Source organism: Treponema saccharophilum DSM 2985, from assembly GCF_000255555.1.
Lineage (GTDB): Bacteria > Spirochaetota > Spirochaetia > Treponematales > Treponemataceae > Treponema_D > Treponema_D saccharophilum.
On sequence record NZ_AGRW01000055.1, the window covers coordinates 1 to 26,671 of the forward strand.

A 26,671-nucleotide genomic window follows, 5' to 3' on the forward strand; every position below is an offset into this window, starting at 1 on the left:
ATGTGTTTATTACGATTCTCTCGTGAAATGATAAGTGAACGCGGTCGATTATACTTGTATTTTTTTAAAAGGGTAACTAAGTACGCACGCATTGTTTTACGTAGCGTTTTTCATTGCTGAGTGGAGCGTGCGAGCGCACAACATCGGGGAGTGTTGTGCCCCTCACGGGTGAAGATTTGCGCGCATTGTTTTACGAGCGTTTTTCATTGCTGAATGGAGCGTGCGAGGGCACAACATCGGGGATGTTGTGCCCTCACTGGTGAAGATTGGCGCGCATTGTTTTACGAGCGTTTTTCATTGCTGAGCGGAGCGGGCGAGCGTACGACATCGGGGATGCTGTGCCCCACGGGTGAAGATTGGAACGCATTGTTTTACGAGCGTTTTTCATTGCGGAGCGGAGCGGGCGAGCGCACGACATCGGGGATGTTGTGCCCCCACGGGTGAAGATTGGCGCGCATTGCTTTTCGAGCGTTTTTCATTGCTTAGTGGAGCGTGCGAGCGCACGACATCGGGGATGTTGTGCCCTCACTGGTGAAGATTGGCGCGCATTGTTTTACGAGCGTTTTTCATTGCTGAGCGGAGCGGGCGGATTTTTTTTGGGAAGGGATGGGCGGGAGCGCTCAAAACTTTTCGGGTTTTGGGGTAGAATCGGGGGTATGTCCGAACAGATTTACAAAGATTTTTTTGAGGAGGCTCTGAACCAGATTCGCGAGGAATACGCTGCCAACGGTCGCGAGGACTATTTCAAAGTCTGGTTCAACCTCGGCTATGTCGAGGACACGCTCGACACGATAACCGTCTCCATCCCCTCCGAGGCAATGTGGAAGCTGATGAAGAAGAACGGGAGCGCGGAGGAAATTCAGAACAAGATAGACGAGCTTGCGGGGCAGAAAATCACGCTCATCCCGGCGGCGAAGCGCGCGGTCAAGAGCGAGGAGATGCCGCAAAGCCAGCAGCCTGCGCAGGCGCAGAAATCCCCGCAGAACGAGGAGGAGCCGAAGCTCTCCAACCAGGAGCGGTTCAACAACGTGAACGACTGGCTCACGCAGGAAATCGAGCGCAGGAAGAAAATCGAGGACGGAGACGCGGGAAAGGCAGCAGCGGAAGAGGAAGCCGAGCCCACGCAGGCAGGCGACGACTACCAGTCATACATCGCGCAGGAACTCCAGAAGCAGAACCTGCCCCAGAAAACGTCCGGCTACGACGAGGAATACCAGAAATTCCTCTCGCAGGAAGTGCAGAAGCTCAACACGAAGACGTCGCTGACGAACCACCCGATGCTCCGCGACGACTACACGTTCGACAATTTCATTCCCGGCGCGAACAGCCAGTACGCGTACCACGCGTCGCAGCGCGCGGCGGAGAACCCCGGGCGTGAATACAACCCGATGCTCATATACGGCGGGGTAGGGCTCGGGAAAACGCACCTCATGCAGGCAATCGGAAACTACATCTTCGCGCACAACAACGACGCCAGAATCTGCTACATAAGCGCGGAATCGTTCACGAACGAATTCACGTACTCGCTGCAGACGAAGACCGTGGACAAATTCAAGAAGAAATACCGCAGCCTCGACGTCCTCCTCCTCGACGACATCCAGTTCTTCGAGGGAAAGGAGGCGACGCAGGAGGAGCTGTTCCACACGTTCAACGAGATATACGACAGGAAGGGACAGCTCGTGTTCACGTGCGACCGTCCCATAACGGAGATTCAGGGAATAACGGACAGGCTCAGGACGCGGTTCTCGCGGGGGCTGAACATCGACTTGCAGCCGCCGGAATACGAGACGAGGCGCGCTATCCTCGAGCAGAAAATGAACAGCCAGGGCTCGGGAAAAAAGATTCCGTCGGACGTCATCGACTACATCGCGCAGAACATTCAGTCGAACGTCAGGGACCTCGAATCGTGCATGATGAAGATGCTCGGATACTGCGACCTCGTGGGGCAGGAGCTGACGATAGACATCGCGCGGGAGCTGCTCAAGGACAAAATCGACGAATCCGCGCCGGCGGGCGCCGTGACGGTGGAGGCAATCCAACAGGCGGTCGCGAAATACTACGGCATAAAGCAGGCGGACATCGTCGGGAAAAAGAAGAACAAGCAGTATGTTCTCCCGCGACAAATCGCGATATACATAACACGCGACATGCTCCGCGAGTATTCGCTCAAGGACATAGGATATGAATTCGGCGGGCGCGACCACACGACGATTCTGAGCGCAATCGAGAAGATAACGACGCAGATGAAAATCAATCCTACGACGGAAGCCGTCGTCAAGCAGCTCGAAAAAGACGCGCACGATTTCGTCTGAGCATCACAAAAAGGGCAGGTGCTACCGCATGAATTCAGCGTGTGATACAATGGAAACACTAAATTTATATAAAGGTGTGGATAAAAAATGAATTTGACATAAATTTACTAAATTCGAATCGAATTTAGTAAATTTCTATCCACAGGGGGTGTGGACAACTACCCAAATTCCGGTGGATTTCCTGTGGATAGACGGTGGATTGAGTGTGGATAACTTTAAAAAATGTGGAATTGTGGATAACCTGTGGATGTACATCCACAGGTTTATCCACATCGAATTCCCTTATGGATAAAGGGCTGAAGGCACTTATCCACATTTCCACAGCCCTTATTATTACTATTACTATATATATAAATTTTATAAATAATAAGCGGCTTCGCCGCAACGGGTTCAAGGAGAAGAACATATGAAGTTTTCATTCAACAGGAACGCGATGATAAATGAAATCGCAATCGCCCAGGAGACAATCTCGGAGAAGAATTCCGCGGTCATATACTCCTACGTCTCTCTCACGGCAGAAGGAAATTCCCTGACCATCCGCGCGACGGACACGAAGATGAAATTCATCGCGCGACTTCCGGTTCAGGCGGAGACGGAAGGAACGGCAATCGTCCTGTGCTCCAAGCTGATGGGAATCCTCTCGCAGCTTCCTGAAGGGGAAATCGAGTTCGAGGTCGTGGACAAGGACGGGGAGAAGGAAGCGGTCATCAAGCACTCCACGAAGAAAATCCGCTTCCGCCTCAGGTGCCGCCCGGAATCTGTCGAGGCGGTCGATTTCAGCGGGCTCGATTTCATAAGCATTCCGGCTTCGGCGCTCAAGGAGATGATTGTCCTCACCACCTACGCCGTCAGCAACGACAAGAACAAGTTCATCATGAACGGAGTCCTTCTCGAGAAGGACGGGGACAGGCTCAATCTTGTCGCGACGGACAGCCGCCGGCTTGCGTTCGCGTCAAGGGCGATTCTCTCCGAGGTGGACGAGTTCAGGTCGATAATCGTCCATCCGAAGATTCTCTCGATTTTCGCGAAGTACGCTTCCGACGAGGGGAACGTGGAGATTGCCGTGACGGAGAACGACATCGTGCTCCGCTTCTCGAACTACACGATTTCCGCGAGCCTCATCGAGGGGCTTTTCCCGAACTACCGGCGCGTAATCCCCGAGGCGCAGCCGAAATCGTTCAAGGTTGACCGCGAGGAATTCATGTCCGCCCTCAAGCGAATCTCCGTCATGAGCGACAAAATCCGCGTGTTCCTCGACATAACGCCGGGCGTCCTCAGCATCCACGCGTCGAGCGAGGACGGTGACGCGCGCGAGGAAATCCCGTGCGAGTTCGCGGGAGAGCCGATGTCGATTGCGATGAACCAGAAATACCTCGACGATGCGCTCCGCCCGATAGAGAGCGACGTCGTTCTGTTCGCGTTCTCCGAGCCGCTCCGCCCGGTGACGCTCAGCCCCGAGCCGAAGGGCGACGATTTCTGCATCCTCACGCCGATGCAGCTTTAGTGGAGGAGCCGAGACGTGCCGCTTCTTTCCGTTTCGTACGCGAATTTCCGCAACATAAAGGACGACATGCTTCATCTCAACGCGAAGGAAATTTTCTTCGTCGGAGAGAACGGGCAGGGGAAGAGCAACCTTCTCGAGTCGATATACATCCTCGCGTACGGTTCCTCGTTCAGGACGCGCTCGGACGCGGAGCTTGTCAAAAACGGCGCGGACGCGTTCGGGCTGAAGACGCTTTTCAGCAGGAACGGGGACAGCGCCGATTCCGTCTTCGTCTCGTACGAGAAAGGCGGCGGCGGGAAGAAGAAAATTGTGAAGAACGGGAAGACGCTCCGCGACAGGCGGGACCTCATCACGACGATGCCGTGCGTCCTCTTCTGCCACGACGATTTGTCGTTCGCGGTCGGGGAGCCGGAGCGCCGGCGGTTTTTCGTCGACCAGTGCCTCGCGATGTACGACCTGATGTACCTCGATGTCGTCAGGAATTACGCGAAGGTTCTCAAAAGCCGCAACCAGGTGCTGAAGGAATCCCGCGCCGACATGCTCGACGTCTTTGACCAGCAGCTTTGCGAATTCGGCGTCCAGATTCAGAAGATGCGCGGGGACGCGATTTTCAAGTTCAACCAGATTTTCGGCGGGCTGTACGAGCGGATAACGGGCATTTCCGGCGTCTCAATCAAGTATTCGCCGTCGTGGAAGACGGGAAGCGGGGCGCCGCCGTCGGCTTCGGACGCGCTCTCCATGCTAGGCGCGCGCAGGGCGGACGACATGAGGATGCAGACGACGATGAGCGGCCCGCACCGGGACAGGATACGGTTCGTCAGGGGCGGGGCTGATTTCGTCCCGACGGCGTCCACCGGGCAGCGGCGGCTTCTGGCGATTCTCCTCCGCGTCGCGCAGGCTATTTTCTTCACGCAGGCGACGGAACGGCTGCCGATACTCCTTATGGACGACGTGCTTCTCGAGCTTGACCCCGAAAAAAGGCAGAGCGTGACTTCGCTCCTTCCTGATTACGAGCAGCTTTTCTGCACGTTCCTTCCGGGCGAGCCGTTCGAGCGGTATGCGAGAAGCACGACGAAGGTCTATCACATCAAAGACGGAAGCTGGAGTGACATTCGATGAACTATTTCGGAAAGACGGATTGTGAGACAATCGACGCGGCGGAGATGGTGACGCGCCTGATTGAGAACGTTAAGAACTCTGAGATTGAGCAGGGGAACAAAATCCTGCGCTCGTGGAGGGCGATACTCGAATCGATTCATTCGTCCGCGAAAAACGGGCAGAACATCGGGAAGAACCTCGCGTCGCATTCCCGCATCGTCGATTTGCGGAACGGGATTCTCCTCGTCGAGGCGGACCATTCGGCGTGGCTGCAGATGCTCCAGCTCCACCAGCGCTACATACTCGGCAGCATCCAGCGCCGCTTCCCCGAGCTGAACATATCGACGCTCGCGTTCAGGCTGCGCGGGACGACGGCGGGGCTTTCCGACACGTACGAGCAGTGCCTCATGGCGGAGCGCGCGAAGATGGCGCGGCGGTACGAGATGGAGGAGCAGTACATCGAGGGGCAGGGGCTTCTGGAGAAACCGGAGATGACGGGCGAGGAGGCGTACAGGAAGCTGCCCCCTGAAATCAGGAAAATATTCGACAAGTTGAAAGTCGATATGTTGACCAACGGCGAATGAAATCGGTATAGTATGCTTCACTATCTTTGAGAATCCTTGCGTGGACAGGCGCGCGCGGGTTCCACAACTGCTCAAACCAAAATTTATTTTTATATCAAGGAGACGTAATTCTTATGTTGCGTACATATCAGCCGAGTAAGGTCAAGAGAAATAGGAAATTCGGATTCCGCGCGAGAATGGCAACGAGAGGCGGACGCATGGTTCTCGCCCGCCGCAGGGCAAAGGGCCGCAAGAAGCTCTCTGTCTGCAGCGAAGGCAAGAAATACTGATTTTTCACTTTCAATCTGGAGCGTTTTATTTTGACAACTGAAAATCGAGCCAGCCGGTTCAAACGCGTTGAGCATATGAAGAACGCTCTGGAAATCAAGAATCTGTTCAAAAACGGGAAGAAGGTCAGCATTTTTGGAGCGAAGCTGTTTCTGCTTCAGAACGACTTGGGATTCAACCGCATCGGTTTTCCCCTTCCCCGTGGCTTTGGCAATGCGGTGCAGAGGAATCGCGCAAAGCGGTTCAGCCGTGAAGCCTATCGCATCTTAAAAACACACCTGAACACCGGATTCGATATGCTTCTCCTCGTATATCCGACATCCGAGAAGGACTCGTTCAGCACGCGGTGTGTTCAACTTCGTACTTTGTGTGAAAAAGCAGGCTTGCTTAGTCTCGGAACTGAATCAGCGGGTGATTGAGCAATGCCAGTCGTTCGCGCCATATCGCGGATTGTCGTCAGCGCGTTCTGCCTGGCAATCCGGTTCTACCAGAGATGCATCTCACCGTTATTGCCCGATGCGTGCAGGTTCTATCCGACGTGTTCGCAGTATGCGATCGAGGCGTTTCAGAAATATGGTCCGTTCAAGGGAATGTTCCTGACTATAAGGCGGATTTTAAGGTGCAACCCGTTCTGCAAGGGCGGATACGACCCGGTTCCCTGACGATGGCCATGCAAAAACATATCGAGTACGGAGAAAATTTCGATGGAAAAAAATACTATTTGGGCGATTGCTCTTTCGACTGTTGTGCTTGTCGGATTTTTCGCCGTTCAGACAATCTTCTTCCCGGTGCGGAAGGCGCAGGAACAGTCACAGGCCGCGCAGCAGCAGGTTGTCCAGGAGCAGGCGGCTTCCGCAGCTGATTCAGGTTCGGCCGTTTCAGCTTTGGGCGGAATCGTTTCTGACGGGGAAGCCGTTGCCGAGCAGACGTTCACAATCGAGACGGACAAGGTGAGGGCGGTCTTCACGAACCGCGGCGGCGACATCATAAGCTACGAGCTGAAGGAGCACCTCGACCGCGATACTGGCCGCGGCGTCGAGATGGTCAACAACGTGTCAGAAATCAACCGCGCGTTCGCGGTGTCTTTCGGCGGCGTCGACTCGCCGATTGTGAACGACGTTTTCTTCGCGAAAATCATCGACGACCGCACGATTGGGTTCTACAGGGAATTCACCAGGAAGAATGCCGACGGGACGGAGGGAAAATTCACCTTCGTGAAGACGTATTCGTTCAAAGACGGCGATTACATGTTCAAGCTCGACATCGCGATTGACGGCGGGGAGAATTTCCGCGGGCTCGACACGAACGGCGCGGCGTACTCGCTCAGGACGGCTCCCCAGATTGGCCCGAAATACAACGCGAAGGACCGCTACGACATCCGCGAATTCATCGCGTTTGACGGCGACAAGAAATTCATGCCGAAAGCGAAGAAGGCGCGCGACTGGGAATGGATTGCGTCTGCGGGAAAATATTTCGAGATTCTCGTCGACCCCGCGGATTCCGTTCCCGTTTCCGGCTCGCTCAAGCTCGTCTCGCCGGTGAAAAACGGAACTTCCGACAATCAGGCGATTTTCTCTCGCGACGGCGTCTCTTCGGGCGAGGTCCGCGACTCGTATTTCATCTACATCGGACCGAGAAGCGAGTCTGAGCTCAAAAAGTACATTTCCGACTCGAAGAACGCATGGGGAATTTCCGTCTCCGACAACAAGCACTACAACGAAAGCCTCCCGACTTCTGGAATCCTCAACTGGATAGAGATTGTCCTCAAGTTCATCATGCAGATGATTTATAAGGTCATCCCGAACTGGGGCGTTTCAATCATCATCCTCACGCTCCTCCTCCGTCTCGCGCTCTTCCCGTTCTCGAAGAAGAGCCTTGAGGGAACGCAGAAAATGCAGGCGTACCAGCCGAGAATCAAGGAGCTTCAGGAGCGGTACAAGGACAACCCGCAGAAACTCCAGCAGGAGACGATGGCGCTCTACAAGCAGATTGGCTACAACCCTATGTCGGGATGCCTTCCGCTTCTTATCCAGTTCGTCATCTTGTGGTCGATGTACCATCTTTTCAACAATTATTTTGAATTCCGCGGCGCGTCGTTCATCGACGGCTGGATTTCCGACCTTTCGTCCACCGACACGGTGCTCACGTTCGGGTTCGATATTCCGTGGCTCGGGAACGAGCTGCACATCCTGCCAATTCTCTATCTCATCTCGCAGCTCCTTTACGGCGTGATTACGCAGAACGGCGGAACGGCGACCGGTCAGAACGCGGCGCAGATGAAGATGATGATGTACGCGATGCCGATTATCTTCTTCTTCCTGTTCTACAATGCGCCGTCAGGGCTTCTCCTTTACTGGATGGTCAGCAACCTGTTCCAGATTGGTCAGCAGCTCGTCATCAACGCGATGATGAAAAAGGCGCCCGTCGTCTTGTCGAAAAATCCGAAATCGATGACGGTCTCAAAAAAAGGCGGAAAGAAATCAAAGTGAAAATTTACGGGAAGGCGGGCTTTGACCCGCTTTCTTTTGAAGAGGTTACACATGACATACGAATTTGAGGGCAAGAACGAGAAAGAGGCAATCGAGAAGGCCGCCAGCGAGCTTGGGCTTGAAAGCGACCAGTTCGATGTCGAGATTCTTGAGGCGCAGAAAAAAACGCTTTTCAAGAGCGGATACGTGAAAATCCGTGTCGTCGTCGAGGATGCCAAGCAGGAATCCGAAAGCGCAGCGCATGAGAAGGCTCCCGCAAAACCGAGGACGCCTTCGGCAAAGCCGCTCGTTCCCCAGGGGGAAGTCGAGCAGAAGCTTCTCGATTTCGTGCGTGAGCTTATCGAGAAAATGGGATACGAGGTTTCCGCGGAGATTTCCTACCGCGACGAGCGCAAGGTCGAGATACGGCTCAGTTCAGAGAACAACTCGTCGATTCTTATCGGGCGCAAGGGAAAGAACCTCGACGCAATCCAGCTTCTTGCGAACGTGTACATGGGGCATCTCGGAAGGGAAGACCTCCGCGTCGTGCTCGACATAGAGAATTACAGAACGCACCGCGAGGAAGTTCTCGTCCAGATTGCGTATGACACGGCGGACAAAGTAAGGCGCGGGCGCATGTCCGTCCTTCTTGAGCCGATGAATCCCTACGACCGCATGATTGTCCACACAACGCTCAACGATATTCCCGACATTGAGACGAAGAGCGAGGGCGAGGGGCACTTCAAGCAGGTGCGCGTCATGCTCAAGAATTTCTAGGAAGCTTTCCGAAAGAGAGGTGGTGCGATGAAGAGAATTTTCGCGTTTCTTGGATTGTTCGTCATTGCGGTCTCTGCTTTTGCCGGCGTAATCCCGGAATCCGTGCTCGATGAGCTCGTCGCATCGCCGAACAGGAAGCTTCAGAATACGTTTCTGAACGACGAGAAGGTTGTCCTTTCGCTTACGCCCGACACGGAGCTTTCCAGAAAAGCCGTTGGGACGTGGGCGGGTTCCGGTTCGCCGCGGTTCACCACGGAGAACCTGTTCTTCCTCAAGAAGGCAACCCTCATCGCGAACAGCGACAACGGCGAAAAATGCGACACATCGATAGACGCCGTGTCGAAAGTCGTCCGCTCGATTTCCAAAATGAAGGGAATGCAGTATTACTCGAACGGCGACAAGAAATGGGAAACGCTCTACCATAAATCACACCTTATCGATTCGCTCAAAAGCAAAAAGGCGATTCCCGACGATTTGGAAGGCTCGGCGGACGGAAAGCGCTTCTATTGCCTGCAGCAGGACAACTCGTTCGGGCAGTGCGTCTACAAGCTCGAATATTTCCAGCGCGACAAAAGCGAGCCGAACGAAGTCGCCGTGTGCTTCACGAATGCGGAGAACCTGAAATACGGTCCCGTCACGGCGGTGAAGCCGGGAAACCTGAATATAAATCTCGTCGTCATCGACCAGGGCTCCTATTATCTCGTCTACATGTTCGTGCAGGCAAAATATCCGAGCCTCCCGTTCCTTGAAAGCAGGCTGAACCGCTCGTTCAACGCGCGCGTCGACGCGATATTCAAGTGGTTCTCGATGGCGTTCTGAATTTTTATCGAAAAAGCAAGGGGATTTTTATCCCGCGTTTTAACCGGAGGATTTCATGAAGAAAATCATTCTTGCGGGCATAATCGGATGCCTGCTCGTATCGTTCGGATGTGGCAGCAGCAACAACAAGAAGGCGGCGGCAAAAACTGCTTCCTCTTCGACAGGAGTAAAAAATATGGATTCAAACGTTTTGAAAGGAAAGGAAGGCGTTTTCGCCGTCATGGAGACTTCAAAAGGGGTTATTTACCTCGAGCTCTTCTACAAGAAAACACCGCTCACGGTCACGAATTTCGTGGGACTTGCGGAAGGAACGCTCGACGCGGCTGCAGGAAAGCCGTTCTACGACGGGCTGAAATTCCATCGCGTCATAGCCGACTTCATGATTCAGGGCGGCGACCCCAAGGGAACGGGATGTGGCGGACCGGGATACTGTTTTACGGATGAATTCCGCGACGGTTTGAAATTCGACAAGCCCGGATACCTCGCGATGGCGAATTCCGGCCCGGAAACGAACGGAAGCCAGTTCTTCATCACGCACGTCCCGACTGATTGGCTCAACGGAAAGCACACGATTTTCGGGCAGGTCGTCGATTCGGCGTCGCAGGATGTCGTCAACAAGATCGCGCAGGACGACAAGATTGTCAGCGTCAAAATCGTGCGCCAGGGTGCCGACGCCGAGAAATTCACCGCGACACAGGGCGATTTCGACAGGCTCGCGCGTGTGGTTAAGAAAGTGAACGAGGAGGCATTTACCGAAGGCTGCGATAAATCGTCTAACGGCACGTTCTTCAAGATTCTCAAAGAAGGCGCGGGAAGCAAAATCGGAAAGGGCAAAACGGTTTTCGTCGAGTACAAAGGCTACCTTGCCAACGGAATGGTTTTCGACGCGTCATCAGGAATGATGAAGGGCGCGCACGAGGGACTTGAATTCAGGACGAACGGCGGGCAGATGATTCCCGGATTCGACATTCAGGTGCAGGACATGAAAGTGGGCGAGACGCGCAAGATTGTCATCCCGCCGGAACTCGCGTACGGTTCTCGCGGAATCCCGCATGCAGGCATTCCCGGCGGCGCGTACATCGCGTTCGACGTTATGGTCGTCTCTGCAAAATAAACGTCCGCCGTTTTTTCGGGCGCGGCAAAACTGATAAGGACGGTTCCGGAAGAGAAATCCGGGACCGTTTTTTTTTGCGCCGCCGTCCTCGCGGAAAATCGGGGTTGTGTTCCGTTTGTCCAATTTCTCATCACGTTTTTACATATTCCCTCGTGGTAGAATCGGACCATGACATACACAAATCCGATTGTCCTCTGCGACTATTCCGACCCCGACGTAATCCGCGTCGGCGATACATACTACATGACGGCTTCCAGCTTCAATTTTCTGCCGGGGCTTCCCGTCCTCGCGTCGCGTGACCTCGTGCACTGGTCCCTCGCATCCTACGCTTGCCGGGAAATTCCCTTCGCGCGCTACGATGAAGTTCAGAACGCGTGCGGAATATGGGCGCCGTCCATCCGCTTTCACGGCGGGAAGTTCTATATTTTCGTCGCGACCCCTGACGAGGGGATTTTCTTCACGTCCGCGGAAAATCCGTTCGGCGAATGGAGCGCGCTCGAATGCGTGTGGAAAGGAAAAGGGTTCGAGGACCCTTGCCCGATTTGGGACGACGACGGGCGCGTTTTCCTCGTCCACGCCTACGTGAAAAGCCGCATCGGGTTCAACTCCAAGCTCGGGCTTCTTGAGCTAGACCCCGTGACGCTCCTTGCTATTTCCGATGACAAGGTGATTTTTGACGGAACGAAAACGCAGCCGACAATCGAGGGGCCGAAATTCTACAAGCGGGGCGGATTCTACTATATATTTGCCCCTGCAGGCGGCGTGACGGACGGATGGCAGGCGGTTCTCCGCTCTCGGAAAATCGACGGGAAGTGGGAGGAGCGGATTGTCCTTGCGCAGGGAAGCAGCAGCGTGAACGGGCCGCATCAGGGCGCGTGGGTCGAGTCCGCCGAGGAAAACGGAGTGGGAATCCGCGACTGGTTCGTGCATTTTCAGGAGCGAGGCGTGTTCGGGAGAATCGTCCACCTCCAGCCGATGAAATGGACGGAAGACGGATGGCCGCTTATGGGAAGCGCCGTTATGACGGGGGCGGAATGCGGCGAGCCGGTCAGTTCTTTTGAGATGCCCGTTCCTCTTTCCGGAAATCCGAGCGCGTGCGAATTCCCGTTCCGCGACTTCCAGTTCAGCGCGAATCCCAAGCCGGATTATGCGCGGTTCGACGGGAAAAGCGTCGTTCTGCGGTGCGTGCCGTCTTCATCGTCGCTCTGGCGGATGGCGAACGTCATGACGAAAAAAATCGACGCGGAAAATTTCGATTTTGAGCTGGCCGCCGATTTTTCGGCAATGGATGAAGGCTCGCGGTTCGGCGTCATTTTTGTGGGGAACGAGTACAAGTCGCTTGAGGTGCGCCGCCTCGGGGATTCGTTCGGATACGCAGTCGTCGAGTCGGCTGGCGGGGAAGGCGACGAGGAGCGCGACGAAACGGAAAAAGGCGGCACCGTTTCCGGAACGTGCTCGTCCGCCGTTTTCCGCGTCTCGTTCAGAAAAACCGGCGGGCGCTCCGGCGAAGCGTGCATTTCGCTCCGATGCGACGGCGGATTTTCGTTCAGCACGGGGAAATTCAGCGTGGAAAAAGGACATTGGGTCGGCGGACGGTTCGGTTTCTACGCGTCCTCCGACGGAAAATCCGGCGGCTCGCACGTAAAAGTGCGGATAGGATGACGCGGCTTCAGGAAAAAATCATGTTAAAAACGTGTCATATTTATCAAATATTTTCAGAATGAATTTAATTTGTCGGAATTCTTTTATTTAATTTTTCGATAAAGTCTGAATTGTTATAGATTTATAACAATTTTGTGATAAAATAGTCGTCAATTCTATTGTCTAGGAGAAACAAAGAATGGCTGAAGAAAAAGTAGAACTTTCAGAACCACAGAAAGAAATCAATGAGCTTGTTGCTAAGGCGCAGAAGGCGTTGGAAGAGTATGCCGATTTTGACCAGGAAAAAATCGACTACATAGTAGCTAAGGCGAGCGTTGCTGCTCTCGATCATCACGGTTCGCTTGCGAAGCTTGCCGTCGAGGAAACGAAGCGCGGTGTTTTTGAGGACAAGGCTACAAAGAACCTCTTCGCATGCGAGTATGTCGTGAACCACATGCGCCATTTGAAAACTGTCGGCGTCGTCGAGGATGATGACGTTACAGGTATCGTAAAAATTGCGGAGCCGGTCGGTGTTGTCGCTGGTCTTACTCCGGTCACGAACCCAACTTCTACAGCCATCTTCAAGTCGCTCATCTGTTTGAAAACAAGGAACCCGATTATCTTCTCGTTCCACCCGAGCGCAATAAAGTGTTCAATCGCTGCTGCAAAAGTCGTTTATGATGCGGCTGTGGCTGCCGGCGCTCCGAAAAACTGTATACAGTGGATTGAAGAGCCGTCAATGGAAAAAACGAACCTCCTCATCGGAAACGAAGGCGTTGCGACTATCCTCGCGACTGGCGGAAACGCGATGGTTCGCTCCGCTTACTCTCAGGGAAAGCCGGCGCTCGGTGTTGGTGCGGGAAACGTTCCCGCATATGTCGAGAAGACATGCGACATCAAGCAGGCCGTCAACGACATCGTGATGTCGAAGGCGTTCGACAACGGAATGATTTGTGCGTCAGAGCAGGGCGCCATCATCGACAAGGAAATCTACGACGAGACGCTCGCGATGTTCAAGGAATACCGCGCATATCTCTGTAACGCAAAGGAGAAGAAACTCCTCGAAAAATACATGTTCGGCGTTGATGGTGACCCGAGCGTCGCAAAACTCAACCCGGTTGTCGTCGGTATGAACCCGGTCGTTCTCGCAAAGAACGCTGGATTCGAGATTCCTGCCCGCACGAGCATCATCCTCGTCGAGTGTAAGGATGTCGGACCGCAGGAATGCCTCACACGCGAGAAGCTTTCTCCGGTTCTTGCCGTTCTCAAGGCTACATCAACTGAGGATGGTCTCAAGAAGGCGAAGGGATTCGTCACGTTCAACGGTCTCGGACACTCTGCGGCAATCCACACGAAGGACAAGGCTCTCGCTGAGAAATTCGGCGACATCGTTCCTGCTATCCGCGTAATCTGGAACTCTCCGTCAACATTCGGCGGTATCGGAAACGTCTACAACTCGTTCATTCCGTCCCTCACGCTTGGTTGCGGTTCTTACGGACACAACTCAACGGACGACAACGTAAGCGCAATCAACCTGCTTAACATTAAGAAATTGGGAAGGAGACGTAACAATATGCAGTGGTTCAAGGTCCCGGCGAAGATTTTCTTCGAACGCGATTCAGTCGAATATTTGCACCAGATGAAGGATGTCCACAAGGTCATCATCGTCACAGACCGCTCAATGGTCGATCTCGGATTCGTTGACAAAATCACCGACCAGCTCAAGTTGCGCCGCGATCCCGTCCAGTATCAGCTTTTCTGCGATGTCGAGCCTGATCCGTCAATCCAGACAGTCCGCGAGGGTGTCGAGTTGATGCGCACGTTCGCGCCTGACACGATTATCGCTCTCGGCGGCGGTTCATCAATGGACTGCGCGAAGGGTATGTGGCTCTTCTACGAGTATCCGGAAGTCGATTTCAATGACCTCAAGCAGAAGTTCATGGATATCCGCAAGCGCGCGTTCCGCTATCCTGACCTCGGAAAGAAGGCTCAGCTCGTCTGTATCCCGACGACTTCAGGAACAGGTTCTGAGGTTACTCCGTTCGCGGTTATCACGGACAAGGAAGAGCACAAGAAGTATCCGCTCGCGGACTACTCTCTCACACCGACTATCGCAATCATCGATCCGACGTTCACGCTCTCTCTCCCGAAGAAAATCGTCGCGGATACTGGTATGGACGTTCTCACGCACGCTACCGAGGCGTATGTCTCTACGATGGCGAACGACTACACGGACGGTCTGTGTATCCAGGCTATCAAGATGGTTTTCCAGTACCTCGAAAGGAGCTACAACAACGGACCTGCTGACTATGAGGCAAAAGAGAAGATGCACAACGCTTCTTGTCTCGCCGGTATGGCGTTCGCGAATGCGTTCCTCGGTATGAACCACTCAATGGCTCACAAAATCGGTGGAGAATTCCACGTTCCGCACGGCCGCGCGAACGCAATCCTCCTTCCGTTCACAATCCGCTACAACGGAACTCAGCCTGACAAGCTCTCAACATGGCCGAAATACAACAGCTACAAGGCTGCTGAGCGCTATTGCGAGCTTGCCCGCATGCTCGGTCTCCCGGCAAAGACTGTCGAGGAAGGCGTCGAGTCTTACGCGAAGGCTTGCGGTGAGCTTGGAAAGCGCCTCGGAATTCAGATGAACTTCCAGAGCCAGGGATTGGACGAGAAGGAATATCTCGCCGCTCTCGACAAGCTCTCATTCCTCGCATTCGAGGATCAGTGCTCGCCGGTCAACCCGCGCGTGCCGCTCGTTGAGGATATGAAGCAGATTCTTAAGGAAGCGTACTACACGAAGGAATTCCTCGCGTAACGACGTAAAAAGCTGCTAAAAAGGAGAAACCCCGGTTCTTGGAAAAGAGCCGGGGCTTTTTTGTTCTTTTCGAAAAACGGAATATCGTTTCCCGCTAGCTGTCCGAACGCGATTTTAAAAAAGACTCGGGAATGGATGAATGCGATTTAGACCTTGAACTGGTCAATCTGCTTGCCGATTTTTTCGATTGAATCTTGGACTTGCGCGGAAATCGCGCTCAAGGCGGAACCTGTCTCGTTTATCTTTCGCGCGCCGGCTCCCATCTCGTCCATGTTTCCGCTCATCTCGCTCGTGGACGACTGAAGTTTTCCGATTTCCTGAAGAATGACCTTGTTCCCGTCGTTCATTTTTCCTGCGGCGTTGCGAACCTCGCTCGTGCTGTCATTCATGCTGTGCAGCGCTTCCGTTATTTGGAGCGAGCCCTGCTGCTGCTCTTCCATCGCGCATTTTATCTGCGTCACGAGCTGGTCGGTGTTTGCGATTTGCTGAGACACAGCACCGAACGCATCGCTCGAATCTGCCGATGCCTGTACGACAGTTTCGATTGAAGACTGGATTTTTCCGAGCTGCTCGCCGATTGTTCTCGACTGCGCGCTGGACGTTTCCGAAAGTTTTCTGATTTCGTCCGCGACGACGGCGAATCCCTTTCCTGCCTCGCCTGCATGCGCCGCCTCAATCGCGGCATTCATCGCAAGAAGGTTCGTCTGCTCTGCGATGCTCGAAATTGCCGTGTTTGCCTCCTGAAGCATCGTAGACTGCTGCTCGATTTTCTTTATCTGCTCGTCAACGGCGCGCTGTTTTTCGATTCCGCTCTGCGTGTTGCGCTGCAGGCTGCTGAACGAATCCGCCATTTTGTCGACGTTCTGGTTTACGGACGTTATGTTTCCTATCATCTGTTCGACAGCCGCGCTCGCCTGCGTCACGCCGGCAGACTGATCCTGTATCATGTTCTCAAGCGACTCGATGCTTGCGGCGATTTCGTTGACAGCGCCTGCGGTCTGCTCGACGCTCTGGACCTGCGTCCGTATTTTCTCGTGCATCTCCTTTATCTGCGCGATTATCTGGGAAATCGACGACGATGTGTCATGTGCCGCCATTCCCATGTTCGTTCCCGCCTCGCTGAGCATATTTTTTGAATTCTTGACGTCTGAGATTATCGCCTGCATTTTTGCCGCGAAATTGTTGAACCCTTCGACGACGGCGCCGATTTCGTTGTTGAGCGAGATGTTTATGCGGCGCGTCAAATCCGCATCCCCCTGCGCGATTGCCGACATTCCCTCGTTGACGCGGTTTAGGGGTTTTATGAGGCGGTTGATGAGGAATCCCGTGATGATGATAGTGAAAAGAACGGTGAGACAGCCGCAAATCATCATCTGCGAGCGGATTTTTGATATAAGCTTGTAAATCATGTCGGCGGGAATCGATATCGCAAAACTCCACGGCGTTCCGCTTATCGGCCGGAAGCACACAAGGTCGAATTCGGAAATGCCTCTTTTTATAGTTCCCCATCCTGATTCGCCTTTCGTCATGCGTGCGGCAATCTGTGAAAGTTCCGCATCGTTTTCTGCTGCCGCGATGAAATTCTTTTTCATTATAAAGTCGGAAATTTTGTGCGCCATGACCGTTCCGTCGCTCGTCATGAGCCAACCGTACGCGCCCGTTCCGAATTGTATCTCGTTGATTTCCTTTGTTATGTTGTTCAGCGTGACGACACCGACGACGGCAAGCCGTTTTCCGCCTGCCTTGACAGCGCGGCTGAAATGCACGACGTATTCGCCCGTTGTCTTTGAAAGCACCGGATTGTCAATGAACGATTCCTTGCCGTTGAAGACAACTTCCTTGAAATAATCGCGCTCCGAGACGTTCGTGCGCGTCCCGTTGTCGTTGTACGAAATTCCGCTTGCGTCAATCAGCATCACGTAGTCGAAAACAGGATTCCTGACGTTCCCGTGCTCGGAAATCCATTTTCCCGCGTAATCGAAATCGCCCTCGGCGATTATGTCGGCGTTGACGTAATAATCAAGCGAGTTCATTATCGACTCTATGTCCTTTTCGATTGAGCGCGCATATCCTGCGACCGTTTCCATATAATTTTCTGTGCTGTTCTCCTCGATTGAAAGACGCGCGTTCCTCGCCACAAAAAATGTCTGGAAGAAGTTGAAGAATGAAATTGTAAAACAGATGCTTGCGAGAAGCACCGTTATCAGGCTTGTCCGCCTTTTTGTTGTTTCAGTTTTTTTTGCTTTCATCGGAAACCTCTGCAGTTTATAGTAAAATTATGGTATGAATTATAATATTTTTTTTTGAGAAATCGGTGATAATAAGAAAAATCCACAAAAATAACGGCTCTGTTCTGAATTGCGTCGTCCCGAATCAGCGTCGGCTATTGATACAAGGACGCTGTTTTCAGTTAAAATAAGGCGAGGTATTTTATGGATATAATTGAATTGATTGGTTATTTCGGCTCTTTTCTCGTCATCGTGTCGATGTTGATGACGTCTGTTGTCAGGCTCAGGATTATAAACGCAATCGGAAGCTCCATTTTTACGGGATATGCGCTCATAATACATTCATACCCGACCGCCGCGATGAATTTCTGTCTTGTGCTGATAAATCTGTTCAACTTGTACAAGCTTTTGAGCAACAAGGTCTCGTATTCCGTCGTGGAAGTTTCTGCCGATGATTCGTTCCTGCGCCATCTGCTTTCCGCGTGCGAGCAGGACATAAAGAAATTTTTCCCGGAATTTTCCCGCAATGTTGAATTCTCCCGCGCGTTTATCGTATGCAACGAATCGTCGCCCGTCGGAATACTTCTCGGGACGGCAGAAGGCGACTCCCTCCGCGTGAAGCTCGATTACGCGCTGCCGAAATTCCGCGACTGTTCCGTCGGAAAGTATCTGTACGCGCACCTTGCCTCGGAAGGAATACGGCATCTCAGAGTTGCCGACGCCTCGTCAAAGCACGCGCCGTATCTCCGCGCGATGGGATTCATTCCCGACGGAACTGATTTTGCGAAGGAGCTGTAGCGGCTTCAGCTGTTTTTGTACGCCTCGCACACTTCCGAGGCGTCTCCTATCATCCTCATCTCGCCGTGGTCAATCCAGATTGCTTTTTTGCACATACGCTTGACCTGCTCTGCTGAATGGCTGACGAACAGAAGCGTCGTTCCGCCCGAAAGAAGCTCGTTCATGCGCTTCTCGCATTTTTCCTGAAATTTGAAGTCGCCGACGGCAAGAACTTCGTCGCAGATGAGAATATCCGGCTTTACGGTTGTCGCAATCGAAAAGCCGAGACGAGCCGCCATTCCCGAGCTGAAATTCTTGAGCGGGACGTCGAGAAAGTCGCGGACTTCAGCGAAGTCGATAATCTCGTCGAATTTCTCGCGAATGAACGATTCGCTGTAGCCGAGGACGCAGCCGTTGAGGAAGACGTTCTCGCGTGCCGTCATGTTTCCGTCAAAGCCCGCGCCAAGCTCTATAAGCGGCGAAATCGAGCCGTTCACCGTGACGGAACCTTTGTACGGCTTCAGGATTCCGCTTATCGTTTTCAGAAGCGTCGATTTTCCCGAACCGTTCGAGCCGATAAATCCCCACGATTCCCCCGCGCGCACGTCGAACGAGATTCCCTTGAGCGCGATGAATTCCTGGAAGAGAAGCTGCCGCTTTAAAACCTTGATTACGTATTCTTTTATGTTGTCGACTCGCTCCGATGCCATGTTGAAGCGCACGTAGACGTCGTTCACTCTGATTTTGATGTCGTTTTCCATTGAGAAATCTCCGAATTGTCAGATATAGAGGATGAATTTGTCCTGGTTCTTGCGGAAGAAGAACGCGCCGATTACGACCGCGCCCACGCCCCACAAAAAGCCGCTGAGGACGAGATTCCAGTCGAGCATCTGGCAGTTGTAGACGCAGTCGCGGAACTGCTGGACGTACAGGTAGAGCGGATTGAAGTGCGTCACGAAAAATTTCACCTGTTCCGGAAGAATTTCGATAGGATAGAAGAGCGGCGTCAGGTAGTTGAGCGCGGTGACGATTACGCTGTAGATGTACTGCACGTCGCGGAAGAAAACGTTCGCCTGCGACAGAAGAAGCCCCATTCCGATGGAAAAAATGTAAATCTCAAGCGACGGGATTATGAACATGATGTTTATCGGAGAGAATTTCGCGTGCGTGAAAATCATCACGAACACGAGCGCGGCAAGCGAGAACAGAAAATCGACGAACGCGCTCGTCACTTTCGAGAAAACGAAAATATATTTCGGGACGTATGTTTTCCTGATGAGCGAGCCGTTTTCGATTATCGAGGAGCATGCGCCTGTCGTTGCCGTGCTGTAGTAGCCGAAAATGACGCTTCCGCAGAGAAGGTAGACCGGAAAATTCTGAATCTCGAATTTGAAGAACGTCGAGAACACAATCGTAAGGACAATCATCGTCATAAGCGGGTTCATGACGCTCCAGACGTATCCGAGCACGCTCCGCCTGTATTTGAGCTTTATGTCGCGTGTCACGAGCTGCTTCACGAGCCCCCGATATTTGTTCATGTTGAAAGCTGTTCCTAAAATTATGTTAGCCATATATTCGTATTATAACCTCCATTGAAGCCGTTCGGATAGTAAACCGGCTCCGGCATCCGTTTTTTTTCAGAGCCAGTTCCTTTTTCGCGCCGCATCAGCGTCAGTGCGCTTCCACCGATGCGAATTCCGTGGCGAGCGCGATTGTCCGCTCTACGTCGCCGTCCGTGTGCGCCGCCGAGACGAACATCGCCTCGAACTGCGACGGCGCAAGGTAGATTCCCCTGTCGAGCATGAAGCTGAAATACCGCGCGTATCGTTTCGTGTCGCTCGTTTGCGTCGATTCGTAATCCGTCACGTCCTTGTCCGTAAAGAAAACGCTCATCAGCGAGCCGATTTGGTTTACGCGCGCCGAATTCCCGAACGCATTCCGGTACGCATCCGCAAGCCGTGCCGTTTTCCGCCCGATTTCGCCGTATATCTCGCGGTGCGAGTCGAGATATTTGAGCGTTTCGATTCCTACCGCAGTCGCGACGGGATTTCCGGAAAGCGTGCCTGCCTGATAGACCGTGCCGAGCGGGGAGACGACGCTCATGATGTCGCGCCTTCCGCCATACGCGCCGACGGGCATTCCCCCGCCGACAATCTTTCCGAGCGTAATCATGTCGGGCTTGATTCCGAAGAATTCCGCCGCCCCGCCAATCGAAAGCCGGAATCCTGTTATGACCTCGTCAAATATGAGAAGCGCGCCGTTCTCCTCCGTTATTCTGCGGAGGAATTTCAGGAATCCGTCTTTAGGAAGGACGACGCCCATGTTCGCGGCGACCGGTTCGACGATTACCGCGGCGATTTTTCCCTCGTTCGCCTTGAACAGGTTCTCCACCGATTCCTCGTCGTTGTAGAGCGCGACGAGCGTGTCCTTCGTGCATCCTTCCGGAACGCCCGCGCTGTCGGGAACTGCCGTCGTAAGGGCAGCGCTGCCCGCCTTAACGAGAAGACCGTCCGAATGCCCGTGGTAGCATCCCTTGAATTTGATAATCTTGTCGCGCTTCGTGAATCCACGTGCGGCTCGGATTGCGCTCATCACGGCTTCCGTCCCGGAATTGACGAGGCGCATCATCTCCATCGCGGGAACGAGCCGGCTGATTATTTCCGCGATTTCGACTTCCTTTTCCGTCGGCGCGCCGAATGTAAGCCCGTCCTCGCACGCTTCCTGCGCCGCCTTCACGACGGAGGGAAACGCGTGCCCGAGAATTCCCGGGCCCCACGAGCAGACGTAATCGATGTATTCGTTTCCGTCCTCGTCAAAAATCCGCGCGCCCTTCGCCTTTTTTATGAACCGCGGAATTCTGCCCACATTCCTGAACGCCCTGACCGGTGAATTCACTCCGCCGGGCATGAAACGCTGGGCTTTCGCAAAAAGTTCCGCGCTCCTTTCCTCTTTCATGATTGTTCCTCCTTTTTTTTTCGCCGCTATTTCCGGCATTCCGCTTCCTCGCGGAGCCATGTTGCCACGTCGATTGCGTGGTACGTGATTATGATTTTCGCGCCCGCCCGTTTGAACGCAACCATGTTCTCCATGACGATTCTCCGCTCATCTATCCATCCGTTTTTTGCGGCGGCCTTCACCATCGCGTATTCCCCGGAAACGTTGTATGTCACGAGCGGAACGTCGAACCGCTGCGAGGCTTCCTTCACGACGTCGAGATAGGCGAGGGCGGGCTTCACCATTATGTAGTCGCATCCTTCCGCAATGTCCGCTTCGATTTCCCGCATTGCCTCGCGTCCGTTCGCGCAGTCCATCTGGTACGTTTTTCTGTCGCCGAACTGCGGCGCCGAATCTGCCGCATCCCTGAACGGCGAGTAGTATCCCGAGGCGAATTTCGCGCTGTACGCCATGATGGCGACGTTCTGGAATCCGTTTTTGTCGAGCTCGTCCCTCATGAACGCGACCCGGCCGTCCATCATGTCGCTCGGGGCAACGATGTCGGCGCCCGCCTTCGCGCAGCTCACCGCCATCCTCGAAAGAAGCGGGAGCGTCGCATCGTTGAGGATGATTCCCGCGCTGACAAGTCCGCAATGACCGTGGCTCGTGTACTCGCACAGGCAGATGTCCGCGATTACGATTACCTCGGGGAATTCCTTTTTTATAAAGCGGATTGCATTCTGGACGACGCCGTTGTCGTTCCACGACTCGCTTCCGAATTCGTCTTTTTTTGACGGAATTCCGAACAGAAGCACCGCCCTCACGCCGCTTTCGACCATCCGCGTGATTTCCTCGCCGAGCGTGTCGAGCGAGAACTGGAAAATGCCCGGCATCGAATCAATCGGCTTCTTCACGCCGTTCCCTTCCGCGACGAACACGGGGTAGACCAAATCGTCCGCCGAAACCGCGTTTTCCCGCACCATCGCGCGGATTCCCTCGTTCATTCTGAGCCTTCTGAGCCTGTTCCTCATTTTTTCCCTCCAAAGTGACATGATTCAAAGCGATTCGAAAAGCGCGCGCGCGATTCCGTTCGCCGTGCATTCGCCCGCCGTGACGATTTTTTCGCGCGGGACGAACTGTTCGAGCGTTGCGCGCGTTTTCCCGCCGATGCAGATGAATTTCGCGTTTTCTGAAAAGCTTTCGGGCGGTATAAAACCGAAAAACGATTTTACGCCCAGCGAGCTTGCGAACGTCACCGCGTCGAACGAGGATGCCCCGGCGGAAACGGATTCGAGCGCGTTTTTGTCGGCTTTCGTCGTGTAAATCGGGATGTCCTCGATTTTGATGCCCGAATTTCCGAGCGGGGAGCCTTCCGCGGCGCGCAGCGCGACGATGTTCTTCCCGCCGCCCACAAAATCGCTGAATTCTTTCTCCATTTCCGCGACGGTGAAGCCGCTTTTCGGGACGAAATCCGCCGTGATGCCGAATTCCGCGAGCGCGTCCGCCGTCCCGCTTCCGACGACGCAGAATTGTATGCGCGAAAGCGCGCGTATGTCGATTCCGAGCGCGAACATCCGCCTGAACGCGAGTCGGACCCCGTTCGAGCTGGTGAAGACGAGCCAATCGACGTTTCGGAACGACCGTTCGTTTTTGTCGTAGTGTTTTCCGACGAATGCGGTGTCGAACGCGCGCTCGTCCAGCTCCGTCCTCAGAATCGGCGCGAGCGTTGCGGCGGCTCCGCTTCCCTCAATTTCTGCGCCGACTTTCTGCACGAATGAGCGCGTTCCCGTGATACAGATTCGCCTGCCTGAAAGCGGCAGGATTCCGCACCTCATGTCGAACGCCGCGGTCTTTCCGACAGCGATTACGGCGGGATTCGACACGTTCCTTTCCAGCGCGATTTGCGCGATTGTCGAAATCGTCCCGTTCGTGCGCCTCTGACGTGCCGTCGTCCCGTTCTCCACGATTGCGGCAGGCGTGTCCGCGTCCATTCCGCCAGAAAGAAGGTCGTCCGCGATTTTTTTGATGTTCGCCACGCCCATGAGGAACACGAGCGTCCCGCCGATTCCCGCGTATTTGACGAACGATTCGCTGCCGTCTGCCGTGTGCCCCGTTATGACGCAGAAACTCCGCGACTCCCCGCGGTGCGTCACGGGAATTCCCGCGCATTCAAGCGCCGCGATTGCCGAAGTCACGCCCGGAACCGTTTCGTAGGCGATTCCGTTTCTCGAAAGATGCTCCGCCTCCTCGCCGCCGCGCCCGAACACGAACGGGTCACCGCCCTTGAGCCTGACGATGTTCCGGAATTTGCCGCTTTTCGCAAGGTCAACAAGAATTTCGTTTATCTCGTCCTGCGTTTTCGAATGCTTTCCGGGAATTTTTCCGACCGGAAAAAATGAGCAGCCTGTTTTCGCGTATGAAAGCAGGGCGGGATTCGCGAGCGCGTCGTACACAACGGCGTCCGCGTTTTTTATGAGCGAGACAGCTTTCTGCGTCGCGAGGGAATCGTCCCCCGGCCCAGAACCGACAAGATAGACGCGCGTTTTTTCTGCCGCGAGCGCTTTTTCCGCTTCCGCCGCGATTTTTTCGGCAATGCGCCCAGAATCCGCGGTTTGCCCGCGCATCGTGATTCTGTGCGGCTTCCCGTTTTGCTCGACGACGACGCTTACCGTGATTTCCCCGCCGCGCACCTTCGCAAAAACGGCGGTGGGGTCGTGGCAGCCCGAGCCGAGCAGCGCGAGGATTTTCCGCTCCGTGCAGAATTCGATGAACGCAGTCTCGTCGCAGATTTTTTCGAGTATGCGCCGCATTTCCGCGTTCGATTCCGCGCATTCGATTGCGATAATTCCCTGTCCGCCGGCGGGACAGAATTCATCCTCGCCGAGAATCTCGACGTCGAATTTTTCGCGGATTTCCCCGCCGCCGTCGCTCAAAATCCCGAGCCGCTTGAGCCCCGCCGCCGCGAGAATTATCCCGTCGAATTCGCCCGCCTCGAGTTTCGTCAGCCGCGTCCCGACGTTTCCCCGCAGCGTCCTGACCGTGCATCCGAGTTTCCCGCGTATTTGAAGGGCGCGCCGGGGGCTGCTCGTCCCGATGACGCTTTTTTCCGACTTTTCCGCGCCCTTCCGCCAGACGATTACGTCCCGCGCGTCCTCCCGCTTGAGGACAGCCGCAATGCAAAGCCCGTCAGCGATTTTTGCGGGAAGGTCCTTCGCGCTGTGGACGGCCATGTCGATTTTCCCTTCAAGAAGCGCATCCTCGAATTCCGTGACGAACGCGCCTTTTCCGCCGAACGCCGAAAGCGGCGATGACAGATTCTTGTCGCCCGACGTTTCCCGGCCGAGCGCCTCCGTTTCCGTTCCGGGGAATGCCCCGCGGATTGCGTTTGCGACAAGCTCCGTCTGCTTGAGCGCGAGGATGCTTTTCCTCGTTCCGATTCTCACTTTCACCGCGATGTACCTCCGTCGCCGTTTTTCCGGACTATTTTGTGGCAGAGCGCAAGGACGGAAGCGAATGTCTCGGCATCCGCGACTTTTTTCAGCTCGTAGAGGAACTGAAGCCCGCTTTTTTGCGAAAGCTCATCCTTGTGCGCCTCGATGAATTCACGCTCACCGTGAAGGAGAAGCTCTTTCTTCGCCGATTCGATTTCCTCGCCGATGATTTCCTCCGCAATGCGCACGCCTTCCTTTTTCTGCTCGTTGTGTTCCGCCGCTATTTTCCTGAAATCGTCCACCGTGTGGATTTCGCACCGCTGTATGCGCGCAATGTCCGGGTCGATGTCGGCAGGAACAGCCAAATCGATGAAAAGCCGCGCCTTTTCCGTCCAAATTCTGTCGCGCGTCTCCTCGAACGCGAAAACGTAATGGGGGCTTTTCGTCGCGCTTATGACGGCATCGGCGCAATCGATGTAATCGTACCGCTTTTCGTAGGGAACGGTCTCGACGTTCGCAAGCGCGGGATTCTGCGTTCCGGAACTTCCCTTGCAGTTCCGTGCCGTCGCGAAAACGCGCACGCCCTCCCGTTCGGAAAGCTCCTTCGCTACGATTCCGCCAATCTGACCGCTCGCGCCAACGAGGAGGACGTTCCGGGGTGGTTCAATCGACATTATCTCCTTTACCGCGAGCGTCGCCGCAGATTCGCTCGTCCTCGAAAGGTTCGTCTCCGTCTTTATCCGCTTCGCGCACGTCAGCGCGCGCTGGAACAGTATGTTCGCGTGGAAATCCGTCATTCCCGCATTCCTGTCGCGGAAATAGCTTTCCCGAACCTGCCCGAGAATCTGGTTCTCGCCCAGAATCATCGAATCAAGCCCGCCGGCAACGCGGAAAAGATGGCCTGCCGCCTCCTCCCCGAAATACGCGAAGCATACGGTCCGCAAAAGCGACACGTCGACGTGTTTTTGTGCGGCGACTTCCTCCTCGACGAGACGCTGCGTGGCTGTTTCCTGCCCCGGGAGAAAGCCGGACGCGTACCATTCCGTCCTGTTGCACGTCGAGACGACGACGCCGCCCGCTGCGATTCCTTTTTCCCGTATCCGCAAAAGGAATTCGCGCGAATCATCGTCCGAGAACGAGAATTTGTTTCTGATTTCCACGCCCGCGTTTTTGTGGTTCACGCTGAGACAAAAGAGAGGGAACATGTTTTATTCTCCGTCCGGGGATTTTGTTTTTTGGAAGCACACATCGAGAATCGATTCGACTTCGCGCCTGTATTCTTCCGAATCAGATGGATTTTTTCCGCAAGAAAGAATTTTCCGCCGCAGAAGCCCGATTCCGCTGATTTTTTCTGCGAGCGAATGCGGGAGGATTGATTCGATGAACTGGCGGATTTTTGCAGAGGAGGCGGGGCTTGCGCCCGACGTTCCGATTGCGACCGTAAGCTCGCCGCGCCTGACGCACGACGGAACAAAAAAATCGCACAGCTCCGGATTCGAGGCGACATTCACCAAAACACGTTTTTCCCGGCAGAGGGAAGCGACGCGCTCGTCAACGCGTTTGTCGTCCGTCGCCGCGAACACGATGTCGAAGCCGTCAATGTCGTGCGTTTCGAAAGCCCGCTGTTCGATGGCGACCTCGCCGTTTTTTTCCCGGTTCCTGATTTCATCGCAGACGGCTGGTGCGACAACCTTTGCGCGCCCGCCTGACGACACGATATCCCCGACTTTCCGTGCCGCCACAATCCCTCCGCCGACGACGAGGCAATTTCCCATCCGCATGAAAACCGGAAGAAAAGCCATCCCAAGAACGCTCCTTTGCAAGAAATCAAGAGCCGAACGATACCACAAAAACACCGTTTGGTAATCCCCGCCGCCTGCCCGCCATTCCGAACGC

Annotated in this window: 22 protein-coding genes; 14 read left to right on the top strand and 8 right to left on the bottom strand. The window is 54.4% G+C overall.

What is annotated here, in order from left to right:
- The first annotated feature begins 656 nt into the window (after positions 1-656).
- From dnaA to adhE, 13 genes are all read left to right on the top strand, one after another.
- Entirely contained in the window at positions 657-2,312 is a 1,656-nt protein-coding gene (gene dnaA / locus TRESADRAFT_RS15455) for a chromosomal replication initiator protein DnaA (protein WP_050985109.1), read from the top strand.
- Positions 2,313-2,718: 406 nt separating this feature from the next.
- Positions 2,719-3,816 carry a DNA polymerase III subunit beta gene (dnaN, locus tag TRESADRAFT_RS13925; RefSeq protein ID WP_002706520.1) on the top strand — a complete coding sequence of 366 codons (1,098 nt, stop codon included), beginning with the start codon at positions 2,719-2,721 and terminating at the stop codon, positions 3,814-3,816.
- 15 nt (positions 3,817-3,831) lie between these two features.
- A complete protein-coding gene (gene recF, locus TRESADRAFT_RS13930) occupies positions 3,832-4,935 on the top strand; it encodes a DNA replication/repair protein RecF (RefSeq protein ID WP_002706522.1) in 1,104 nt (367 codons plus the stop codon).
- Complete coding sequence (locus TRESADRAFT_RS13935; protein ID WP_002706524.1) at positions 4,932-5,498, top strand: DciA family protein; 567 nt, start codon at positions 4,932-4,934, stop codon at positions 5,496-5,498. The genes recF and TRESADRAFT_RS13935 overlap by 4 nt, the downstream gene beginning before the upstream one ends.
- Before the next feature lie 113 nt (positions 5,499-5,611).
- Positions 5,612-5,767 (top strand): 50S ribosomal protein L34, encoded by a 156-nt coding sequence (gene rpmH / locus TRESADRAFT_RS15805; RefSeq protein ID WP_002706526.1) that lies wholly within the window; start codon positions 5,612-5,614, stop codon positions 5,765-5,767.
- A 30-nt stretch (positions 5,768-5,797) separates the two neighbouring features.
- A complete protein-coding gene (gene rnpA, locus TRESADRAFT_RS13940; protein WP_245534360.1) occupies positions 5,798-6,184 on the top strand; it encodes a ribonuclease P protein component in 387 nt (128 codons plus the stop codon).
- Between the two features lie 21 nt (positions 6,185-6,205).
- Positions 6,206-6,427, top strand: coding sequence for a membrane protein insertion efficiency factor YidD (yidD, locus tag TRESADRAFT_RS13945; protein ID WP_217169735.1), 222 nt, complete (start codon positions 6,206-6,208; stop codon positions 6,425-6,427).
- Positions 6,428-6,469: 42 nt separating this feature from the next.
- Positions 6,470-8,254 (top strand): membrane protein insertase YidC, encoded by a 1,785-nt coding sequence (gene yidC / locus TRESADRAFT_RS13950; RefSeq protein ID WP_002706533.1) that lies wholly within the window; start codon positions 6,470-6,472, stop codon positions 8,252-8,254.
- A 51-nt stretch (positions 8,255-8,305) separates the two neighbouring features.
- Positions 8,306-9,010, top strand: a complete 705-nt coding sequence (jag, locus tag TRESADRAFT_RS13955; RefSeq protein ID WP_002706535.1) for an RNA-binding cell elongation regulator Jag/EloR — start codon at positions 8,306-8,308, stop codon at positions 9,008-9,010.
- Between the two features lie 27 nt (positions 9,011-9,037).
- Positions 9,038-9,829, top strand: coding sequence for a DUF6675 family protein (locus TRESADRAFT_RS13960; protein ID WP_002706537.1), 792 nt, complete (start codon positions 9,038-9,040; stop codon positions 9,827-9,829).
- 55 nt (positions 9,830-9,884) lie between these two features.
- Entirely contained in the window at positions 9,885-10,943 is a 1,059-nt protein-coding gene (locus tag TRESADRAFT_RS13965) for a peptidylprolyl isomerase (RefSeq protein ID WP_002706539.1), read from the top strand.
- A gap of 168 nt (positions 10,944-11,111) precedes the next feature.
- On the top strand, positions 11,112-12,605 hold the full coding sequence (locus TRESADRAFT_RS13970) for a glycoside hydrolase family 43 protein (RefSeq protein WP_002706541.1): 1,494 nt from the start codon (positions 11,112-11,114) through the stop codon (positions 12,603-12,605).
- A 178-nt stretch (positions 12,606-12,783) separates the two neighbouring features.
- Positions 12,784-15,405 carry a bifunctional acetaldehyde-CoA/alcohol dehydrogenase gene (gene adhE, locus TRESADRAFT_RS13975; RefSeq protein ID WP_002706543.1) on the top strand — a complete coding sequence of 874 codons (2,622 nt, stop codon included), beginning with the start codon at positions 12,784-12,786 and terminating at the stop codon, positions 15,403-15,405.
- A 146-nt stretch (positions 15,406-15,551) separates the two neighbouring features.
- On the opposite strand, the gene TRESADRAFT_RS13980 is transcribed toward adhE, so the two are convergent.
- A complete protein-coding gene (locus TRESADRAFT_RS13980; protein WP_002706545.1) occupies positions 15,552-17,654 on the bottom strand; it encodes a methyl-accepting chemotaxis protein in 2,103 nt (700 codons plus the stop codon).
- A 183-nt stretch (positions 17,655-17,837) separates the two neighbouring features.
- Between TRESADRAFT_RS13980 and TRESADRAFT_RS13985 the strand changes: the two genes are divergently transcribed.
- On the top strand, positions 17,838-18,431 hold the full coding sequence (locus TRESADRAFT_RS13985; protein WP_002706546.1) for a YgjV family protein: 594 nt from the start codon (positions 17,838-17,840) through the stop codon (positions 18,429-18,431).
- Between the two features lie 5 nt (positions 18,432-18,436).
- On the opposite strand, the gene TRESADRAFT_RS13990 is transcribed toward TRESADRAFT_RS13985, so the two are convergent.
- The 7 genes from TRESADRAFT_RS13990 to TRESADRAFT_RS14020 all read right to left on the bottom strand — a co-directional run bounded on the left by TRESADRAFT_RS13990 (position 18,437) and on the right by TRESADRAFT_RS14020 (position 26,577).
- On the bottom strand, positions 18,437-19,171 hold the full coding sequence (locus TRESADRAFT_RS13990; RefSeq protein WP_002706547.1) for an ABC transporter ATP-binding protein: 735 nt from the start codon (positions 19,169-19,171) through the stop codon (positions 18,437-18,439).
- Between the two features lie 18 nt (positions 19,172-19,189).
- The gene (locus TRESADRAFT_RS13995) at positions 19,190-19,981 is read right to left on the bottom strand and encodes an ABC transporter permease (protein WP_217169732.1); all 792 of its coding nucleotides are present in this window, start codon (positions 19,979-19,981) and stop codon (positions 19,190-19,192) included.
- Between the two features lie 100 nt (positions 19,982-20,081).
- On the bottom strand, positions 20,082-21,365 hold the full coding sequence (gene hemL, locus TRESADRAFT_RS14000) for a glutamate-1-semialdehyde 2,1-aminomutase (protein WP_002706549.1): 1,284 nt from the start codon (positions 21,363-21,365) through the stop codon (positions 20,082-20,084).
- Between the two features lie 26 nt (positions 21,366-21,391).
- Entirely contained in the window at positions 21,392-22,375 is a 984-nt protein-coding gene (hemB, locus tag TRESADRAFT_RS14005) for a porphobilinogen synthase (RefSeq protein WP_002706550.1), read from the bottom strand.
- 24 nt (positions 22,376-22,399) lie between these two features.
- Positions 22,400-24,793, bottom strand: a complete 2,394-nt coding sequence (gene cobA, locus TRESADRAFT_RS15460) for a uroporphyrinogen-III C-methyltransferase (RefSeq protein ID WP_002706551.1) — start codon at positions 24,791-24,793, stop codon at positions 22,400-22,402.
- Positions 24,790-25,980, bottom strand: coding sequence for a glutamyl-tRNA reductase (gene hemA, locus TRESADRAFT_RS14015; protein WP_002706552.1), 1,191 nt, complete (start codon positions 25,978-25,980; stop codon positions 24,790-24,792). Before hemA ends, cobA begins: the two co-directional genes overlap by 4 nt.
- Before the next feature lie 3 nt (positions 25,981-25,983).
- Positions 25,984-26,577 (bottom strand): precorrin-2 dehydrogenase/sirohydrochlorin ferrochelatase family protein, encoded by a 594-nt coding sequence (locus tag TRESADRAFT_RS14020; protein ID WP_002706554.1) that lies wholly within the window; start codon positions 26,575-26,577, stop codon positions 25,984-25,986.
- Positions 26,578-26,671: the final 94 nt, after the last annotated feature.

What these genes read in the sequence shown, in the direction of transcription:
- dnaA (WP_050985109.1), top strand. Translation starts at nt 657, where the DNA reads ATGTCCGAACAGATTTACAAAGATTTTTTTGAGGAGGCTCTGAACCAG.
- dnaN (WP_002706520.1), top strand. Translation starts at nt 2,719, where the DNA reads ATGAAGTTTTCATTCAACAGGAACGCGATGATAAATGAAATCGCAATC.
- TRESADRAFT_RS13935 (WP_002706524.1), top strand. Translation starts at nt 4,932, where the DNA reads ATGAACTATTTCGGAAAGACGGATTGTGAGACAATCGACGCGGCGGAG.
- rpmH (WP_002706526.1), top strand. Translation starts at nt 5,612, where the DNA reads ATGTTGCGTACATATCAGCCGAGTAAGGTCAAGAGAAATAGGAAATTC.
- yidC (WP_002706533.1), top strand. Translation starts at nt 6,470, where the DNA reads ATGGAAAAAAATACTATTTGGGCGATTGCTCTTTCGACTGTTGTGCTT.
- jag (WP_002706535.1), top strand. Translation starts at nt 8,306, where the DNA reads ATGACATACGAATTTGAGGGCAAGAACGAGAAAGAGGCAATCGAGAAG.
- TRESADRAFT_RS13960 (WP_002706537.1), top strand. Translation starts at nt 9,038, where the DNA reads ATGAAGAGAATTTTCGCGTTTCTTGGATTGTTCGTCATTGCGGTCTCT.
- TRESADRAFT_RS13965 (WP_002706539.1), top strand. Translation starts at nt 9,885, where the DNA reads ATGAAGAAAATCATTCTTGCGGGCATAATCGGATGCCTGCTCGTATCG.
- TRESADRAFT_RS13970 (WP_002706541.1), top strand. Translation starts at nt 11,112, where the DNA reads ATGACATACACAAATCCGATTGTCCTCTGCGACTATTCCGACCCCGAC.
- adhE (WP_002706543.1), top strand. Translation starts at nt 12,784, where the DNA reads ATGGCTGAAGAAAAAGTAGAACTTTCAGAACCACAGAAAGAAATCAAT.
- TRESADRAFT_RS13980 (WP_002706545.1), bottom strand. Translation starts at nt 17,654, where the DNA reads ATGAAAGCAAAAAAAACTGAAACAACAAAAAGGCGGACAAGCCTGATA.
- TRESADRAFT_RS13985 (WP_002706546.1), top strand. Translation starts at nt 17,838, where the DNA reads ATGGATATAATTGAATTGATTGGTTATTTCGGCTCTTTTCTCGTCATC.
- TRESADRAFT_RS13990 (WP_002706547.1), bottom strand. Translation starts at nt 19,171, where the DNA reads ATGGAAAACGACATCAAAATCAGAGTGAACGACGTCTACGTGCGCTTC.
- TRESADRAFT_RS13995 (WP_217169732.1), bottom strand. Translation starts at nt 19,981, where the DNA reads ATGGCTAACATAATTTTAGGAACAGCTTTCAACATGAACAAATATCGG.
- hemL (WP_002706549.1), bottom strand. Translation starts at nt 21,365, where the DNA reads ATGAAAGAGGAAAGGAGCGCGGAACTTTTTGCGAAAGCCCAGCGTTTC.
- hemB (WP_002706550.1), bottom strand. Translation starts at nt 22,375, where the DNA reads ATGAGGAACAGGCTCAGAAGGCTCAGAATGAACGAGGGAATCCGCGCG.
- hemA (WP_002706552.1), bottom strand. Translation starts at nt 25,980, where the DNA reads ATGTTCCCTCTCTTTTGTCTCAGCGTGAACCACAAAAACGCGGGCGTG.
- TRESADRAFT_RS14020 (WP_002706554.1), bottom strand. Translation starts at nt 26,577, where the DNA reads ATGGCTTTTCTTCCGGTTTTCATGCGGATGGGAAATTGCCTCGTCGTC.